The following is a 17,384-nucleotide window of genomic DNA, read 5'->3' on the forward strand; positions in this document are numbered from 1 at the left end:
AATGTATTTCATAGATAATCAACGGAGGATATTTTTGAAACATCAAGTTATTGAAGATGTAAACATTATGCCTCAATTGGACAGAGCCTGTGGTCTTGACATGCACAAGGATAAGATCGTCGGCTTTATCTCCGGGAAAGATGGCAGCAATCAGGAGTTTAGGGAATTTGGAACTTACACACGTGAACTCAAAGAGATCAGAGACTGGTTGCAGGAGAATGATATTCATCATTGTCTGATGGAAAGTACAGGTATTTATTGGATGAGTTTATACGCTATACTTACAGAAGCAGACATTGAAGTCATCGTGGCAAATCCAGTCCACATCAAGCAGATGCCGAAACGGAAAACTGACCGCAAGGATGCTAAGTGGCTTTGTACATTGTTATTGCACGGATTAGTGCGACCAAGTTTTATGCCAGACAACACACAGAGAATAATAAGAGATTATTGTCGAAATCGCCTATTCTACACCTGGCAACTTAACAGGATAAGGAATCGTCTACTTAAGATATTGGAAAGCAATAATATTAAACTGCGTTCTGTCATTAGCTCCATTCATACACTATCGGCTATGGATATGATACGATTGCTGGCCAAAGGTATTACAGATCAGGAACAACTGCTTAATTGTGCCAGAGGGAAAGTAAAGGCGAAGAAAGAACTGTTGATCAAAGCTTTGGACGGCACGCTACAAACCTATCATCATACTCAACTCCAAATGCTATTGGAAGAGTATGATCATGTGCAAAAGCAGGTCGATTTTTTAGACAAATCAATTACTGAAATCATAATTGAGCATTATGCACAAGCCTTTGAGTGTCTTGATAGCATCAGTGGTATAGGTGTTAAATCAGCAGAGATTATTATTAGCGAAGCAGGAAAAGATATGAGTCGTTTTCCAACAGCGGATCATTTTACCGCGTGGTGCGGCATCGCACCGGGCAACAACGAAAGTGCAGGTAAGCGAAAAAGCACTGCAATTAAAAAGGGCAACAGTTATTTAAGAGTTGCCATTGTTGGCGCGGCATGGGCTGCCGTTCGTATGAAAGATTCTTATTGGCACGCATTGTTTGATAAATTACGGAAACGGATGAAAGCGCAAAAGGCAATCGTTGCCGTTGCGAGAAGATTGCTTAAAGTCGTATATAAGACTTTGGAAACGTTAACCGTCTATCAAGAAAAAGGAATTGCTCACTTTGTCGATTTGCAGGCTAAGGCGGCGTTGTACCATAAAGCGCAGCTATCGTGGCCCCAAACAAATACTGACTAAAAAAATTAAAAGGACGGAAAAGGTAATAGAATAAAAAGTCTGAAACCTAAGCTGCCAAATCTGTAGATAGCACCCAGGCTTGTTCCATGAGAACGCAGAGGAAACTTATTTTTAATAAAGAATGACCTATGTGTCATTGGGGATTTGCAGTCATCGTATCACTCGTAAATTTAACGCAATTTCAATTTAAGACGAATTGCATAACTTAGGGCTTTAAATATTTTTAACATAGTTTGCTGTGCCGACTATTTATTGTAGTAATTTTTATATATGTTCTCAAATGCTTTAAAAACAACAGGATACTACAGTGACAGAGATAACATGCTTTTTGAAAAAGAAGTGAAGTATCGGCAAGTACAAAAAGATCAAGTATTATTGATTAACGGCGAGGTAGCTAAATCCGTTTTCTTCATTTTGAAAGGGACCATATATCAATATAACTTAAAATCTGATAATGAATATCATATAATCGACCTGCACATAGAAAATGAATGGTTTTTAAATCACAAAAGTTTTGTTTCTCAAACGCCATCCGAAAACATTATAAGTGCATTTACAGAAAGTAACCTTTTAGAACTTAGTATTGAATCTATACATTATCTCATAGGCCAATCTTCGGCGTTTCTTCAATTGAATAAGCTATTTGAGGGTGCCACTGCAAGAGTTCATTTTTTTGACAATTCACTCACTCCCTTGCAAAAGTATCAGTTCATATTTGAAAATAAGCCTAAATTGCTACAGAAATTTCCTTTAAAGGTTATTGCGTCCTTTTTAAAGATAACACCGGAAACTCTAAGTAGAGTTCGGGAGAAATTTGCAAAAAACAAATTCACTTCTTGATTTCAATCAAGTGCTTTAAGGCATTTAAACCTCTATTTTTGTTTTTTACTTAAAGCAAAAAACAACTCAAATAACCTATGGAACACAGCGCTATATCAATACGGCCATTTATCGGAGCAAAAGATTTTGAACTATCAAGGAGCTTTTACCGCGACTTAGGTTTCCAGGAAAGTGTTTTGACCCCCTCCATGTCGCTATTTAAAATTCAGCAATTAGGATTTTATTTGCAAGATGCTTTTGTAAAGGATTGGATAGACAATACAATGGTATTTTTAGAAGTTGAGGACGTTGCCCGTTATTGGAACGAACTGGTAGCCTTAAACCTTCCAAATAAATATACAGGCGTAAAGCTCACTCCAATTCGTGTAGATCATTGGGGCAGAGAATGTTTTTTGCACGACCCCTCCGGAATCCTTTGGCACTTTGGAGAATTTTTTAAATCAAAGTAAGTTCAAAAATCACACTGTCTCCGTAGAACGTTGATTGGCTGATATATTTTTAGAGGAAACCTTATCACAATTGGACAAAAGAATTTGTCCTTTTAGATGTTGGCAATTTAATATTTTTAGACCACTTATTATTATTTACCTTTTAGCAGCTCGTTTTTCTCTTTTTCAGCCTGCAACAACCTTTCGTATAGTTCAACTATTTTTTCAACGGTATTAAATGTTGGCTGGTAGTTCAAAGAACTGGCGATTAAAGTCGAATTATCACTACTGGTGTTATGAAAGGTATTGGAAATAATATTGAAAATGGCCTCCTCTGTAAAAGCCTTAATGGCCTCAGAAGATAAGCCTAAAATTCTTGCTATTTTTTCTAAAGCTTCTCCGTCAACATCTGCACTCTGCTCAATTTTCGACACAGCTTGTTGGCTTATTCCCAATTCAGATGCAAGCGTTTCCTGCTTCATTCCTTTCAATTCACGAATTTTACTGATTTTTCTTCCGATATGTAAGGTTGGTTCTGCCATAAGTCAAATGTATTGTTAAAATGTAAATGTACAAAACAACAGCTTTATTGTAAAGTACAATTAGGTATTGAAGCATTTGTCAATTTTAATTTCCACATAATACTTATAGATGGATATTAAAGCAAAAATTGTATAGAGCAAGGCCAAACGACACAGAAAAGATAATCAGTAAAATAGAACCTAATGTGATTATTAAATAAAATTGGCGTCCAAATAGTTTGTTAGTCGAGTTATCTTTTTTATTTAATTCTTCAATTTTTTTACCAAAATAAATTTCCAACCGCTCTTTTAGATGGTCAAGTCCTTTAGTAGTTTCCTCGGTATAAAAAGCCTCTGCCTTATTATAATAATCAATTAATACGCTACATAATGCTATTCTATGGTTTTCATCAGCATCAGCAAATTGTTGAATTAAGCTATTAAAATCTGAACCAGTATACGTGTTGATAAGAATAATCAATTCCGCAAATGTTTCATTGCCTACTAATGGTTTATAAACCGGCAAATCATATTGCGCATCAAAGTCGTTGCTAACACGACTATAAACATTTTTTATCAGCAGCATGTAAAACCATATATACACGTATCTAAATAGAACACCAGAAATTACAGAAAAGAACAACTCAATAAATATTTTATGAATTTGCTCGGTAGAGAGCTTGTTTGAAAATTTATCCAAATTGCCTGCAAAAAGAGCTAAACCGCCAATCGAAAAGCCTATAAACCATAAAATCCAAGCATCTGCTTTTTGAAATACATCTACTACGAGATTTTTATTATCGTTATAAGCAGCAGATAACTTGCCTTTAATAAGTTTACGAGGGCTCTCCATTTTATTTTAATTGATTGTATTTAAACGCTCTACCAAAGATAAGAGCTTTTATGCCTAATATTTATTGGTTGCTTTTTCCATTACTTTTTTCGAGATAAATACAACGGCATTATTGTAAAGTACAATCGCTTATGGTTGGGTACGGTGATGTTTTGCTATTCTTTTGTTTTGCCGGTTAATAGAGATCGGTGTAAAAAGAGCATCATGTACAACGGAACTTACGCACCCTGGGAACATTACCCTAAGACACTTCGCCATTACGAAGTTGAAAGTCCAATGTCTGTAGTAGTCGATTTTTTTAGTGCCGATTCAGTGAAAGGCCATGGCAAGCGGTTAAAGGAATGGCGATATTATGTAGTTAACGACGAGCATTACGATGAAAAACGTCATGGCCCCGGCACTCTGCTTTTTATATATGATCTCAATTTGAGGATTTTGGAAGCGATGTACCTGCTTTTAGTAAATTACAAAAACTTTTCTTACCAGCGTAAACAGCTTACGGAGGAGCAATTGGAAGAAGAAAAGGAACAATGGGAATACTACCCTAAAAACCTTTCCTTGAAAGAACAGCTTGAACCTTATAAGGCTGTTAAGAAAGTCTTTAAAAAAATTAAGCCACAGGAATATAGGGATCAATTACATGAATGGTCACATGTAGCCCTTTACAATAATGCAGATGCTGAGGCTTTATATGCAGGTGAGGTTATTACCGTTTATGAAAACTTAATTAAACTATACTCGGCAGCGTGGCTAATCTGCCAACGCGAGGGCGGTCGTCCACAGCTAAAGCGGAATACGCTTGAAAATAGCTTGGCCGAAACATCCGACGAACCAATTGTGCTAAGGACAATAAACCCCGAACCAACAGCAGCCGAAAAATTGGCTTTGGAAGAAATCAAAAACCTGATTGTAAAACGTTGTCCGCAGGTTCAAATGATTATTCATTTAGGGACACATCCCAAGCCGTTTACATTTTATCTGCTTATTCTTATTAGCGATGATGAAAAAACACCGGAGCATGAAGTCAGTAATAAGATAGAAGACAATTGCCAGTACCTCGCTCATGTACATGCCATAGTCCACAAGGCAAATAGCGCAAAAGAAGCGCTTAATATTGGTAGGCGCTTTTGGTCAACTGTTATGCAAAAGGGGTTTGTTCTATATCAATCCCCCGAATTAATGTTACCAGAGCATCGGGAAATAACTAAGGATGCATTATTAGAAAGATCAAAGTTCAATTGGGAAAGGTGGGGTAAACAGGGCGGCGAATTTTTAAGAGGTGCAGAATTATACAGGGCAGATAATAATTTCAGGCTTGCAGCATTCCTTTTGCATCAATCTGTTGAAAGCGTTTTAAAAGCTATTATACAAACCGTTATAGGTTACCGGGTACAAATGCATAATCTATCACGATTGCTTAGACTAACCTTGTTGTTTACGGATGAATTAAAAGAGGTCTTTGAACTAAATACCACAGAGGGGGCACAACTATATCAATTGTTGCAAAACGCTTATTCACAATCAAGATATAGCAGTTCGTTTGATCCTGATGGTGATTCGGTGAGAATTTTATCAAAACAGGTAACAAAGTTCAATCAGGTAGCGGAAAGAGTTTACCAAAAATACAATAATGATATTAATGTTTGACACCCTCAGCGGTATTGGCGGGCGGGCTAATTGTTCGCCTCGCCTCGCTTCTGAAAACTGTTATACTATTTACAATATACCCGCGAAGCACCCTAAGTGAATGCGGTTTGGTCGCCCAAACAATCATATTACACATGGAAAATGATAATGACGAAAAATTTGAAGAACTAACAACCACCGATATTAGGGACTTGCAACTATCTATGCGATACTTTTTTATCAATTATTCGCAGGAAGAAATTAAGAGAGTAATGTGGGAGTTGTATAGGGCTTGGTTGTATTCAATACAGCAGAAATTGTAGAGAGAGAAGAAATAACAGATATGTTATTATTCTATAAATAATTCTTGACTTTATGAAAACCGTAAATGATTATTGCGACTACCTTGATCGAACAGTTTTAAAAAGAGATTGATAGAATTTCGACATCACATAAGACAAATGACACATAGTTGGTGCTTGATAACTTTTTGATATATCATTACCGCTGCGGCAGACGACTTATTTCACCACGCGCTATCGCGCCGGGTTCAATGCGCCGTCAGCCTCGCCGCCGCTGGCAGGAGTGAAATTCGTTCCTCATAACACACCTGCCTTTCCCCTCACCCAAATATTTAATCCATTTCACCGCGTCCGGCAAACTTACCGACCGGCGGGTGAAACGTAAAGGCTATACAAGCGAAGCATTTTAATTTGTTTTTTAGCGGTGCTTCGTATTCTAAGACTTTTCCAAATATTTCTTATCAAAAATTAGTATTTAGTTCTTTTCAACGATTCTCTGATCAAACATCAAAGTACTTAACAATATGAAAGAACAAAAAATGAGCAACCATTTAAATTTCAAAATTGCCAGCAAAAAGGTGTTACCTGCATCATTATCAACCATTGTTAAAATTCCGTATGCGGCAAATAATCCGGCTATTATTCCTAATGCAGCAAGCAAATTAAACCTGATGTCACTTCTTTTTTTCAATTTTAGTTTTAGCTGACCGGTGACTTTGGCGGCAAAATTAAATGGCAAACCCTGTTCGGGTTCTGTTTTTAGTTTTTTAAACAAAGACTGGTAGCTATCCATCTGTTCTTTTTCTGAACTATCCGAAATGTCGTCAGCAGGGTTTAATCCGCTTTCCAATAGCGCCTGTATCTGTTCATCGGTTAATTTTTTCATGATTTTTAATACTTAAGATCGTGTTCTATTTTTTCTTTTAACAGTTTCCGTGCCCTAAAAAGGTGGCTCTTAACCGTTCCCTCAGGTATGCCGGTAATCTGTTCAATTTCGGGGCAGGTAAACTCGTTTAAATGATACAAGGTTAAAACAGTACGGTATTGCAATGGCATTTGCGCTATCAGTACGTTAATGTATACGGCAGTGTCTTTTTTCACCAGTTCTACTTCCGGGTTGTCATCGGTAAAATGATAATGATCTATATTTTCCGGGTAGTCGGCCTGCCTATCTGCCTTGTTTTTTTTAACATGGTCAACAGCGGTTAAATAGGCTATGCTTGCTATCCAGGTAGATAGTTTGGATTGAAACTGAAATTTAGAAAGACTTTTATGTACTTTAATAAAAACTTCCTGGCAAATATCTTCCTTATCCTGCAGGCGATGTACCAGGCGGTTCATTACAAAGAAAACCAGCTTTTCATATTGTTTTACCAATACTTCGAAAGCGCGGAAATCTCCTTTTAATATCCTGGTTACAATCTCCTTTTCATTAAACATAGTGTAGTAGTCGACTTCAGCTTGCTATCGGTTGCAAAAAATAAAGAAAAATATTTGCAACCGTTGTGTTATTTTTAAAGACTACTGTATCAAAATCATTTAAATTAAAACATCATGAAACAGTTAATGCCATTTATAATACTCATTGTATTTTTTATACTTATCGCAATTTTCATTCTTGCTTTGTATAACTACCGTTTAAAGAAACGCATTATTGATGCAGGGCCTTTAGACGAAACCGGACTTAAATTTTTAAAGCAGCTTTCGGGCTTTGATACCGAAGCTATGAAGTGGGCCATCATTATGATGACGACCGGTTTAGGTTTAATAGTAATGCAATTTATCCCCTACAGCGCCGAAGAATCACCGTTACCTTATGGAGTGGAAATGTTATTTGTAGCCGCCGGTTTCTTCCTTTATTACCTTTTTATCCGCAATCACCGCGATAAGCAATCGCTTTAATCAAAACTTAGGGGTAACATACCCTTAAACGCAATCCCTGTAAATACAGCAAAATTTTTAAAGGCCTCCGGTCTTTACAGGGATTGCTTTGCTCAAAAATTTATCACAACCAAATCTTAAATATTATGAAAACCCAACAACATACGTTAAGAATAATTTTATTATTTGCCTTTTTTATAGCACAAACCAGTAGCATACTTGCGCAAACCAACACCGGTAAATTGATGCTAAATGGTACTATAGCCGATTCGGCCACGCACAGCAAATTAGTTTTTATCACGATAAAACTAAACAACGACAAAAATAAAACCATTAGGGCTGGTGTAACCAAAGAAGATGGTTCATTTGCTTTTTCTTCACTTGCCCCGGCAACTTATCATATCGTAATTATAGCTATTGGCTACCAGCCGAAAATATTTTCGCTTGATCTGCAAAAAGATTCAGACCTGGGCACGGTTGTTTTAAAACAGCAGTTGAATACCTTAAAAGAAGTTACAGTAACGGCAACAAAGCCAATTATTAAGCAAAAAGCAGATCGTATTATATATGATTTGACAGCTGACCCTGAAAGTAAATCAAACAATGTTTTAGGAATGATGCATAAAATCCCGTATATCACTTTAGATGGGCAGGACAACATCCTGTTAAAAGGCAATTCAAGTTTTAAGGTGTTAATTAACGGTAAACCATCTGCCAGTGTTGAAAGCAATTTAAATGCGATACTTAAAAGTATGCCTGCCTCCACTATAGAAAGAATAGAAGTTATCACCATCCCACCGTCTAAATATGATGGTGAAGGCCTTGCAGGTATCATCAATATTATTACCGTGAAAAAAGTAAGTGATGGTTACACAGGCACACTAAATGCCAACGAAAGTTTCCCGGTTGGCGGCCCGGGAGCAGGGGGCTCTTTTACTGCTAAAAGTGGTAAATTTGCTATTTCAACATTTGGTGGTGCCAGTATAATTAACAACCCGCAAACCAGTTTTAGCAACAGCCGGGAAACATTTGATACGGCCCCAACCAACCTGCTGCAAACCGGAGAGCGCCGGGCAAACAATAAAACAGCCTATCTTGGTACCGAAATGAGTTATGATATTGATTCGCTTCATTTAATTTCGGGCCAGTTCAATCTGAACGGCAGCCGCGCAAACGACCATATGATGCAATCATCAGTTTCAAGCGGTAATACCAGGATAACCCAGGCTTATGATTTGTTCAATAGTAACAAAGGAATAAATCTTGGCTGGGATGCTGCCGTTAACTATCAAATTGGGTTTAATAGGGTTAGAAACCAGTTGTTGACTTTCTCTTACCAATTTGCCGACAACTGGAATAATAGAAATGGCGATGTAACGATAACCAACCCGGTAAACTTCAATACACCCGATTATAATCAAAACGATCAGCAAAAATTTAATGAGCATACTTTACAGGTGGATTTTGTAACCCCGGTAAAAAAGGTAACCATTGAGGCTGGTGTAAAAGCTATCCTGCGCACCAGTAACAGCAACTTTGGGTACAATAGTTTAAACAGGATTACGGGGCTGTTTGATTTGGATACGGCACTTTCAAACCAGTATACCAATAAACAAAATGTATTCAGTGTATATAATTCTTACCAAATCAATTTAAAAAGCTGGAACATTAATGCCGGGGTAAGGGTAGAGGGAACCGTTATCAGGGCAGATTTCATTAGTACAAGTACCGTTGCTGATCAGAATTACTTTAATGTACTGCCTTCCATAGCAGTCAGTAAAAGCTTCAGCGACCAAACCACAATTAATTTTGGTTTCTCACAACGCATCCGCAGGCCGGGTATAAACAGGCTTAACCCATACATTGACCGCTCGAACCCGGATTTCGAATCCACAGGAAACCCTAACTTGCGCCCTGTATTGTTAAACGATATTCAGGCAGGGTACAGCCGTAACAAAAAACTATCGTTAAACATAGGCCTGGATTATTCGTTTATGAACAACCTAGATTTGCAGGTAGCCGACTTTGACCCTGCAACTCAAATTACACGAACCACTTATGAAAATACAGGCAAATCAAGCAGCGCGGGGAGTAACCTGTCGGTATCTTATCCGGTTAGCAAAGTTTATAATGTAAGCCTTAATGGCAACGTAATGTATTTAGGGGACTTCTAAAAACCCGGCAGTCATAAAATATGTATTAAATATTTGATAATTAATTATTTATGTTTATATTTAGGCATTGAAAAGTTTTAAGAGACACAGGGCGATGGGGTTGTTCGACAGCGACTTCCGCATCGAAAAATTGATCCTCCTGGGCGACCCGCTTCACAGGTTGTCGGAAGGTGTTGATTTCGAGATATTTAGGTCAAAACTTGAAGAATGCCTCAGTAAGTTGGCCCAGGGGGCAGGCGGCCGCCCGCCATACGACTATGTTTTAATGTTCAAAATTCTGGTACTGCAGCGCTATTTCAACTTATCGGACGAACAAGTAGAGTTCCAGGTATGCGACCGGATCAGTTTCATGCGTTTTTTAGGTCTGACCGTTGCAGACGATGTGCCGGACAGCAAGACAGTTTGGGCCTTTAGGGAACGGTTGGCCGACCTGGGGCTTGTACAGGAGGTTTTTGAACTGTTTATAAAGGAACTTGAAAAACTGGGGCTTATCTTAAATGCGGGCAAAATAGTAGACGCAAGTTTTATAGAAGTACCCAAACAACGGAACACACGGGAGGAAAACAAGCAGGTAAAAGAAGGCGAAACACCGGCCTCATTTACGGAAAACCCTGCAAAACTGGCCCAAAAGGATATTGACGCCCGTTGGACAAAGAAAAACAAGGTAAGTTATTATGGCTACAAGAACCATGTAAAGGTGGACGGCAAAAGTAAACTTGTCACAGGTTTCACGGTTACCGATGCATCGGTGCACGATTCACAGGAAATAGAAGGCCTCATAGGTGAAAAAGACAAGGGCCAGCCTTTATACGCCGACAGTGCCTACACCGGGGAAGAACTCCACATCAGATTGAAAGGAAAAGAAGTACAATTACACATCCACGAAAAGGGCGTAAAGAACAAACCGTTGACAGAAACACAACTGGCAAGCAACAAGGAGAAATCAAAAACAAGGGTGCGGGTAGAGCATGTGTTTGGGTTTATGGAGAACAACATGAACGGGATGGGGCTGGCTTATATCGGTATAAAGCGTATAGAAAGTGCAGTGGGCATGATGAACCTGGTGTACAACATGTTCAGAAAAGTTCAATTAGAAGCTATTTAGTGGGACAGGTGCGCCCGTTCCGAAGGTAAAAATAACTTAAAATACTGAATATTAATATGTTATAAAAGTTAAAACAAAAAGGCACCAAATGACGGGCATCGAAAAAAATATAGGTTTTTTATTCCATTTGAAATAATAAGTTTTTAGAGATCCCCTTTATGGCTACAGGGGATTTCTGATGGTTTTATTGTGCATAACAATATGCTGATGTATTCTTTTTCCTTTTCAAACGGGTTCCGTTTCGATAAAGGTTGGGCCGTAAATGCCGACCTCAATATAGTGAGCCGTAACCCTACCGGCTTGCAGGGATATTCGAATGGATTTGTTGGTACAGCTTTTAGCGCGAATAAGGAATTGATTAAAAATAAACTGGGGTTTGCAGTTCGCGTAAATAACCCCTTTACCGGTTATAGGAATAATGTTGCCCGTACATTCGGTCCCGACTTTAATCAATTGTACACTTCCCGCGATTATTACAGGTCATTCGGCATTAGCCTAAATTATAAATTTGGCGGTCTTAATAACGGTGTTAATAAAAGCCGCACATCTATCGAAAATAATGATATGGCTAATTAATATAGTAATCTTATAATTATTATTTTGAAGCTCTTTATACGGCCTTCTATTTCATCAGAAGGCCTTATAAAGAGCTTCATTACAGTAAAGCCATCACTCTTTCTTTATTATAGTATTATTATCATCTTATCTCTCCACAAAGTTCTCATTTTGGACGGAACCCGTCAAGGGTGTATAAACAGTTCCGCCCATGGGCCAGCGCTTCGCTGCCCTTGACGGAACCCGACCAAAATAAGAAGAGGTGTTTACGAGTTAAGATGAAAAGCACTAAGCTGCATAGTTCATCAGATCAACGTAAGCGGTTCCCCTGTTAACAACTGCAAACATTCTGGCAATAAGCTTATTCCGAATAACATTGAGTGTGCTCATTTTATTTTTTCCTTCACTCACCCTTCGCTTATAATAGACCTTCAATTCTGGATTATATGCGCAAGCGCATATAGCCACCAAGTGGATTAATTTTTTTATTTGCCGGTTCGATAAGCTGCTGACTCGTGTTTTACCTTTTATACTGGTGCCTGATTGGTGCTCAAAGGGTGCCGTTCCTACATAACAGGCAAACTTGCGCCAATTGGTAAACCGAGTGAAATTATGTGTGCAGGCAATCATATTAGCAGCTAAAACAGGCCCCACGCATTTAATACTGGTAAGTAATTGGTAGTTTGCTTTAATTTTTTCATCGCTTTCTATAACTGCCTTAATCTGATTTTCAAGCTTTTTGATTTGCAGCGTTAAATTCTGAATGAGGGATTTATAGATTTGAAACATTTCCTTATACTCCTTTCCGTCCAATGCCTTGTTTTGTTCCTTCCACGTAGCCTCAAAGCCGCCACGGTCACATACGAGACGGTTTCTTAGTGTAAGCAATGATTGAAGTCTCATGATACCTTTGGCTGGCAATATGGTCGCCTGCAACGTTTCACGGTGCAGCCAGGCATATTCTGCAATTCTTTGCGCATCTACCTGATCACTTTTACCTCTCCTGATCCCAATGGATTGCTTGATTTGAAGAGCAGGAAGCATAGCAAAAGAGACATTAACATCGTTGAGATACAAAGCCAGTTTGATAGAATACATGCCTGTATGTTCAAATGCTATTATTGCCTTTGTCAGATCAGAAAATTTACCATGTTTTTTCACCCATGCTAAAAGGGATGCAAAACCCTTTTCGTTGTTGCTAAATGTTTTGGAGACATTGATTAAATGTAAGTGGGCATCAATAGTAAGCTTTGATACATCCACACCAATAAACGTATTGTATTTCATGTTGAATAGATTAATTGATGTACTCAGACTAAAACCTTTACAAGACCCTTATGTCTAAAATTCTAATTTGTCATTGACATCGACTTGCGACTCGGAATAGGGACTAATACGAAGCATAGGTCTTTAACCTGGGCCTTGACTTGGTTCACCCCATTCTTTGTCGACAAGTTAGTTGTTCGTTAATATTTACACAGTTCACCTAAATGACCTGAAACAGGGACTAATACGGGCCATAGGTCTTTAGCCTGGGCCTTGACATGGTTCACCCTGTTCCTTGCCATTAAGTTCATCACGTTAACTTTATCCACAAAGGATTGTTGATCAAAAAGAAAAAGAAGCAAAAAGAAAAAGGTGTGGAAATATGGAAAACTCTAACGAGTTTACCACATTCCCAAACCACAATAACAACAAGCTTTTGATTAATGATTTCATTCTGCTAATCTAAAGGGCCTTGACATTTCACCCTCCTTGCGCTTTTGGTGCCTAAGCGTTGAAAATGGGATGGTGTGTTAAATAACCTGATTGATAGCGTTATTGTCTAATAACGAGTGGATGATTCGTACATTTGATAATAAATAGATGGTACCATAACCAATTCATTTTAAGCGTCAAACACAAGCATGATAACAGATTTTGGAATAAAAAATTTTAGAAGTTTCGATGGTGAAGGGGCTTTCTTAGACGGACTTCAGAAAATAAACATTTTTATAGGGAAGAACAATAGTGGCAAATCCAACTTTCTGAGGTTTCTGAGTCTTTTATCAAACCATACAAATGATCATGAGAAATTTCCTTCATCTGTTTATGAAAATATACATAGAGGTTGTGACAACACAACGATTTTAACGCTTATCTGCACTCATGACGAAATAAGTATTCCTGAAAAGGTACATTACAACAGCGAAGATTTCTATCTGACCACTTATTTACCTAATCCTTTCAAGGTCGATTTTACATTAATTTACGAACAAAATAAAAGCATCTCATTACCGCAATTAGATAATGAAATCCCTATCGATGTATTGAGGAAGATTCAAAAACAAAACGTAAATAATGACAAAGAAGGTCAAATAAATCAACTTAAAGTTACCGTGTACCATAAAATTTTAGATAAGTTAAAAGCTTTTAGAGAAGTCATTTATATCTCTGACTTTCGATTAATTCAAGAAGGGAACAAATTCGAAAGTTCAAACAGCGAACTTAACGGTTCAAATATCATATCAAAGATGTTTGAAATGCAAAACCCTGATACCGGAAAAGAACAAGAACGAAATAAGTTTAATAAAATTCAAAAAACTGTAAGGGAGTTGTTGGGCATTGAAGACTTGAATATTGAAATTCCGCATTCAAAAGATAAAATAATATTATCAATTCATGACGGTATTCGCCAGCCTTTGTCCTCTTTTGGAACTGGCATTCATCAATTAATTATTTTGTGTAGCGCTTTGATTATTTATAGCAACAAAATAATTTGTATTGAAGAACCCGAAATACATTTGCATCCTGAATTACAACGGAAATTTTTAGATTTTTTGATTCGAGATACAGAAAACATGTATTTCATAACTACTCATTCTAACACCTTTCTGAACCTTAGAGAAAATATATCCATCTATCATATTGCAAATAACGGAAAGGCATCCAAAAGCGAACGCGTAGACAATTCTGAAAATTCGTATCGTTTACTTGACGATTTAGGTTACAAAGCGAGTGATTTATTACAAAGCAACGGCATTATATGGGTAGAAGGTCCCAGCGACCGTAATTTTATTAATAGATGGATCAGTTTAATAGCTCCAAGTCTTGAAGAAGGTTTACACTATGTAATTATGTTTTACGGAGGTAGACTTTTGGCAAATTGCAGTTTTGATACAGCTTTCTTTGAAAACAATCTAATCCCGCTTTTAAGAATTAACAGAAACGCCTTTGTTTTGATAGATCGGGACTCAAAGCAAATCAATAAAACAAAAACGAGGATAAATAACGAGATCGGAGATGATAATTGTTGGATAACAAACGGAAAAGAAATTGAAAATTACATAGCCAATGACGTTATAAAAAAATGGTTGGTAAGTAAAAGCGCATATAACGGAGAGATAATCAATCAAGGGGCGGAACAAAAATTTAGCGATATAATTGAATGCCTTGATTCGACCAAGAAGATTAAATATGACCTTTATAAAAACGCATTTTCAACTGAAATTTGCGCGTTTTTTGAAGATGAAGATTTAAACTATACTGATCTGAAAAAAAGAGTTGAACAGCTCGTAAAGAAGATTAGTCAGTGGAATTTGATGGCCATTAATTGCTAATTTACCAGTAAATTCTATCTTAGATAGTTGGATAATTTTAGACAATTTCGTATCTTTATATCGTAAGATTTGTAAATAATCTGCATCAAAAAGTGGTTAGTAATTCGGTGCATAGTCCATCGGAAACCATATAAAGTATTGTAAGTCAATTGGGTTTTAATCGTGTTCGATTCCCCTACGACATAACCTCTTTTGGATCGATGCGCTACTCTGACAGAGTGAAAGTCACTTTCTCATAACAAATTTGCCTTTTTCCTCACTCAAATATTATAATCACATTTCACCGCGTCCGGCAAAGTTACCGACCGGCGGATGAAAAGCATATGCTACACAAGCGAAGCATTTTAATTGTTTTTTTAGCGGTTCTTCTTCCTTGACATTTCACCTGCCTTGCGCTTTTGGTGCCTAAGCGTTGAAAATGGGATGGTGTGTTTAATCGATATATAAGCACTAAAAATGCAATAAACCATCTTAACATATCTCCTTTTTTATAGTAATTTCGTTTTAAAGATAAATGGCATCATACTCAATTTTAAACGATCTGGAACTGATTGATCTTTTAAAAAAAGACGATGAGCCGGCCTTTGCCGAAATTTACGCCCGGTATGCAGGTTTGTTGGCGAGTTTTGCCAGTTCCAAATTATTTGATGCGGAAGATGCCAGGGATATTATCCATGACGTATTTGTAAAACTATGGCAGGAAAGAAAGCAACTTCAAATTGACCGTGATGTTAAAGCTTACCTGTTTAAAACCACCCGTTACCGTATTGTAGACAAGATCCGCAAGAATATTACCCGCGAGGAATATGCAGATATGATGCAAGCTTTAGCTTCTAATTATGAACCCGGCATTGAGCAACAGATTGCGGCCAAAGAGTTGCAGCAAAGCATTGCAAAATCGCTGGACGAATTATCACCCCGGGTAAAAGAGATATACTTATTAAGCCGGGAAGAAAATTTAAGTATCACCGAGATCGCTGCGCTATTACAGCTTTCGGAACAAACTGTAAAAAACCAATTAAGTACTGCTTTAAACCATTTGCGCCAGTCGTTGGCCATCATCCCTGCTATAGCATTTACATTTTGGTGGCTCTTTTAAGCCATTTTGTTCGGTTAAAAAAATATTTCATTTTCTTATAGTACCAAACGGCACTTCATACGGCTACTGTGAAATACCGATAGCAAATGAGCCGTAATCAAATAGTCGCCCTACTGGATCGTTACTTGCAGGGCGAGACTACAACCGAAGAAAATGAACTGGTGGAAATGTGGCTGGAAGAGAATGGAAACCCCAATGCGGAATGGCACGCGCTGGATAAACCCGGCAAAGACCAATGGCTTTCAGAGGTGTTTAAAGATATTCACAGCACCATTCAGGCAAATGAAGCCAAAGTGGTACAGCTTCCGCAAAGGAACCGCCTGGCATGGGGAAGTGTTGCTGCCGCCGCTATATTGCTGATTGCTTCCACGCTTTTCGTGCAATGGCCGGCCTTACAAACCCGCTTACATCCTGTACAGCTTACAGCCTTACAGGCACCAGCTCATCAAAAAAAAGAGATCACCCTTGCCGATGGCAGCCGGGTATGGTTAAATTCCGGGTCGGAATTAAAATATCCGAAGACTTTTGACGGCAAAACCCGGGAAGTTTATCTTTCCGGGGAGGCTTATTTCGATATTCAGCATAATGCTGCTAAAGCTTTTATCATTCATACCGGGAAGGTGCTTACTACGGTATTGGGTACCGCTTTTAATATTAAAGAAGATAAAAGCAAACATACCGTTGCGGTTACGGTAACCCGCGGTAAAGTAAGTGTGGCCAACGGCAGCCAGTTGTTAGGCGTATTGACCCCCAACCAACAAATCAGCTTTAATACATTAAAAGCCGAAGCTTCGCATGCAGTTGTGAATGCTAACGAAGTAGTTGCCTGGCAGCAAAGCGATCTGCATTTTGAAGATGTGAGCTTTGCTGATGCCGTTACCCAATTGCAACAGCACTTTAATGTAAAGATCAGTTTCAGTAATGACAAATTAAAAGATTGCCGCTTTACAGGCACCTCACTAAATGGCGAAAGCCTGGATAAAATATTAAAAGTGATTTGCGCTTTTAATAATGCGACATATCAAACAAAATCTGATAGAAGCATCCTTATAACTGGACCGGGCTGCAACTAAATCAAAATTGTATAAATGGAAAGCATCTAAGCTCATATCGGCTTTTGTCCTCAAG

The 17,384-nt window shown here is 38.0% G+C and carries 16 protein-coding genes; 11 read left to right on the top strand and 5 right to left on the bottom strand.

Annotated elements, in window-relative coordinates; translation table 11 throughout:
- Nucleotides 1–34: 34 nt before the first annotated feature.
- From RHM67_RS10330 to RHM67_RS10340, 3 genes are all read left to right on the top strand, one after another.
- Nucleotides 35–1,273 (top strand): IS110 family transposase, encoded by a 1,239-nt coding sequence (locus tag RHM67_RS10330; protein WP_322232130.1) that lies wholly within the window; start codon nucleotides 35–37, stop codon nucleotides 1,271–1,273.
- 321 nt (nucleotides 1,274–1,594) lie between these two features.
- On the top strand, nucleotides 1,595–2,113 hold the full coding sequence (locus tag RHM67_RS10335; protein ID WP_322232131.1) for a Crp/Fnr family transcriptional regulator: 519 nt from the start codon (nucleotides 1,595–1,597) through the stop codon (nucleotides 2,111–2,113).
- 77 nt (nucleotides 2,114–2,190) lie between these two features.
- Complete coding sequence (locus RHM67_RS10340) at nucleotides 2,191–2,562, top strand: glyoxalase (protein WP_256539466.1); 372 nt, start codon at nucleotides 2,191–2,193, stop codon at nucleotides 2,560–2,562.
- A gap of 131 nt (nucleotides 2,563–2,693) precedes the next feature.
- On the opposite strand, the gene RHM67_RS10345 is transcribed toward RHM67_RS10340, so the two are convergent.
- Nucleotides 2,694–3,083 carry a helix-turn-helix transcriptional regulator gene (locus RHM67_RS10345; RefSeq protein ID WP_322232132.1) on the bottom strand — a complete coding sequence of 130 codons (390 nt, stop codon included), beginning with the start codon at nucleotides 3,081–3,083 and terminating at the stop codon, nucleotides 2,694–2,696.
- A gap of 103 nt (nucleotides 3,084–3,186) precedes the next feature.
- Nucleotides 3,187–3,915: a hypothetical protein gene (locus RHM67_RS10350; RefSeq protein ID WP_322232133.1), complete on the bottom strand. Its 729-nt coding sequence runs from the start codon at nucleotides 3,913–3,915 to the stop codon at nucleotides 3,187–3,189.
- A 204-nt stretch (nucleotides 3,916–4,119) separates the two neighbouring features.
- Here RHM67_RS10350 and RHM67_RS10355 point away from each other — a divergent pair, with 204 nt between their 5' ends.
- Nucleotides 4,120–5,562 carry a HEPN domain-containing protein gene (locus tag RHM67_RS10355; RefSeq protein WP_322232134.1) on the top strand — a complete coding sequence of 481 codons (1,443 nt, stop codon included), beginning with the start codon at nucleotides 4,120–4,122 and terminating at the stop codon, nucleotides 5,560–5,562.
- 756 nt (nucleotides 5,563–6,318) lie between these two features.
- On the opposite strand, the gene RHM67_RS10360 is transcribed toward RHM67_RS10355, so the two are convergent.
- Nucleotides 6,319–6,729: a hypothetical protein gene (locus tag RHM67_RS10360; protein ID WP_322232135.1), complete on the bottom strand. Its 411-nt coding sequence runs from the start codon at nucleotides 6,727–6,729 to the stop codon at nucleotides 6,319–6,321.
- A 5-nt stretch (nucleotides 6,730–6,734) separates the two neighbouring features.
- Nucleotides 6,735–7,283, bottom strand: coding sequence for an RNA polymerase sigma factor (locus RHM67_RS10365; protein ID WP_322232136.1), 549 nt, complete (start codon nucleotides 7,281–7,283; stop codon nucleotides 6,735–6,737).
- Nucleotides 7,284–7,397: 114 nt separating this feature from the next.
- Between RHM67_RS10365 and RHM67_RS10370 the strand changes: the two genes are divergently transcribed.
- From RHM67_RS10370 to RHM67_RS10385, 4 genes are all read left to right on the top strand, one after another.
- A complete protein-coding gene (locus tag RHM67_RS10370; protein ID WP_322232137.1) occupies nucleotides 7,398–7,745 on the top strand; it encodes a hypothetical protein in 348 nt (115 codons plus the stop codon).
- Nucleotides 7,746–7,870: 125 nt separating this feature from the next.
- On the top strand, nucleotides 7,871–9,898 hold the full coding sequence (locus RHM67_RS10375) for a TonB-dependent receptor domain-containing protein (RefSeq protein WP_322232139.1): 2,028 nt from the start codon (nucleotides 7,871–7,873) through the stop codon (nucleotides 9,896–9,898).
- A gap of 67 nt (nucleotides 9,899–9,965) precedes the next feature.
- Nucleotides 9,966–11,003 carry an IS5 family transposase gene (locus RHM67_RS10380; protein ID WP_322232140.1) on the top strand — a complete coding sequence of 346 codons (1,038 nt, stop codon included), beginning with the start codon at nucleotides 9,966–9,968 and terminating at the stop codon, nucleotides 11,001–11,003.
- 207 nt (nucleotides 11,004–11,210) lie between these two features.
- A complete protein-coding gene (locus tag RHM67_RS10385; protein ID WP_322232141.1) occupies nucleotides 11,211–11,579 on the top strand; it encodes an outer membrane beta-barrel protein in 369 nt (122 codons plus the stop codon).
- Nucleotides 11,580–11,846: 267 nt separating this feature from the next.
- Here the strand turns inward: RHM67_RS10385 and RHM67_RS10390 are convergent, their stop codons facing one another.
- Nucleotides 11,847–12,845 (bottom strand): IS110 family transposase, encoded by a 999-nt coding sequence (locus RHM67_RS10390; RefSeq protein ID WP_322232143.1) that lies wholly within the window; start codon nucleotides 12,843–12,845, stop codon nucleotides 11,847–11,849.
- Between the two features lie 620 nt (nucleotides 12,846–13,465).
- On the opposite strand from RHM67_RS10390, the gene RHM67_RS10395 reads away from it, so the two are divergent.
- The 3 genes from RHM67_RS10395 to RHM67_RS10405 all read left to right on the top strand — a co-directional run bounded on the left by RHM67_RS10395 (nucleotide 13,466) and on the right by RHM67_RS10405 (nucleotide 17,329).
- Nucleotides 13,466–15,157 carry an ATP-binding protein gene (locus tag RHM67_RS10395; RefSeq protein WP_322232144.1) on the top strand — a complete coding sequence of 564 codons (1,692 nt, stop codon included), beginning with the start codon at nucleotides 13,466–13,468 and terminating at the stop codon, nucleotides 15,155–15,157.
- Nucleotides 15,158–15,671: 514 nt separating this feature from the next.
- Nucleotides 15,672–16,256, top strand: a complete 585-nt coding sequence (locus RHM67_RS10400) for an RNA polymerase sigma-70 factor (RefSeq protein ID WP_322232145.1) — start codon at nucleotides 15,672–15,674, stop codon at nucleotides 16,254–16,256.
- An 86-nt stretch (nucleotides 16,257–16,342) separates the two neighbouring features.
- A complete protein-coding gene (locus tag RHM67_RS10405) occupies nucleotides 16,343–17,329 on the top strand; it encodes a FecR family protein (RefSeq protein WP_322232147.1) in 987 nt (328 codons plus the stop codon).
- The last annotated feature ends 55 nt before the right edge of the window (nucleotides 17,330–17,384 follow it).

It is taken from the genome of Mucilaginibacter sp. 5C4, from assembly GCF_034345625.1.
In the GTDB taxonomy this organism is placed as follows: domain Bacteria; phylum Bacteroidota; class Bacteroidia; order Sphingobacteriales; family Sphingobacteriaceae; genus Mucilaginibacter; species Mucilaginibacter aurantiaciroseus.

What these genes read in the sequence shown, in the direction of transcription:
- RHM67_RS10335 (WP_322232131.1), top strand. Translation starts at nt 1,595, where the DNA reads ATGCTTTTTGAAAAAGAAGTGAAGTATCGGCAAGTACAAAAAGATCAA.
- RHM67_RS10340 (WP_256539466.1), top strand. Translation starts at nt 2,191, where the DNA reads ATGGAACACAGCGCTATATCAATACGGCCATTTATCGGAGCAAAAGAT.
- RHM67_RS10345 (WP_322232132.1), bottom strand. Translation starts at nt 3,083, where the DNA reads ATGGCAGAACCAACCTTACATATCGGAAGAAAAATCAGTAAAATTCGT.
- RHM67_RS10350 (WP_322232133.1), bottom strand. Translation starts at nt 3,915, where the DNA reads ATGGAGAGCCCTCGTAAACTTATTAAAGGCAAGTTATCTGCTGCTTAT.
- RHM67_RS10355 (WP_322232134.1), top strand. Translation starts at nt 4,120, where the DNA reads ATGTACAACGGAACTTACGCACCCTGGGAACATTACCCTAAGACACTT.
- RHM67_RS10360 (WP_322232135.1), bottom strand. Translation starts at nt 6,729, where the DNA reads ATGAAAAAATTAACCGATGAACAGATACAGGCGCTATTGGAAAGCGGA.
- RHM67_RS10365 (WP_322232136.1), bottom strand. Translation starts at nt 7,283, where the DNA reads ATGTTTAATGAAAAGGAGATTGTAACCAGGATATTAAAAGGAGATTTC.
- RHM67_RS10370 (WP_322232137.1), top strand. Translation starts at nt 7,398, where the DNA reads ATGAAACAGTTAATGCCATTTATAATACTCATTGTATTTTTTATACTT.
- RHM67_RS10375 (WP_322232139.1), top strand. Translation starts at nt 7,871, where the DNA reads ATGAAAACCCAACAACATACGTTAAGAATAATTTTATTATTTGCCTTT.
- RHM67_RS10385 (WP_322232141.1), top strand. Translation starts at nt 11,211, where the DNA reads ATGTATTCTTTTTCCTTTTCAAACGGGTTCCGTTTCGATAAAGGTTGG.
- RHM67_RS10390 (WP_322232143.1), bottom strand. Translation starts at nt 12,845, where the DNA reads ATGAAATACAATACGTTTATTGGTGTGGATGTATCAAAGCTTACTATT.
- RHM67_RS10395 (WP_322232144.1), top strand. Translation starts at nt 13,466, where the DNA reads ATGATAACAGATTTTGGAATAAAAAATTTTAGAAGTTTCGATGGTGAA.
- RHM67_RS10400 (WP_322232145.1), top strand. Translation starts at nt 15,672, where the DNA reads ATGGCATCATACTCAATTTTAAACGATCTGGAACTGATTGATCTTTTA.
- RHM67_RS10405 (WP_322232147.1), top strand. Translation starts at nt 16,343, where the DNA reads ATGAGCCGTAATCAAATAGTCGCCCTACTGGATCGTTACTTGCAGGGC.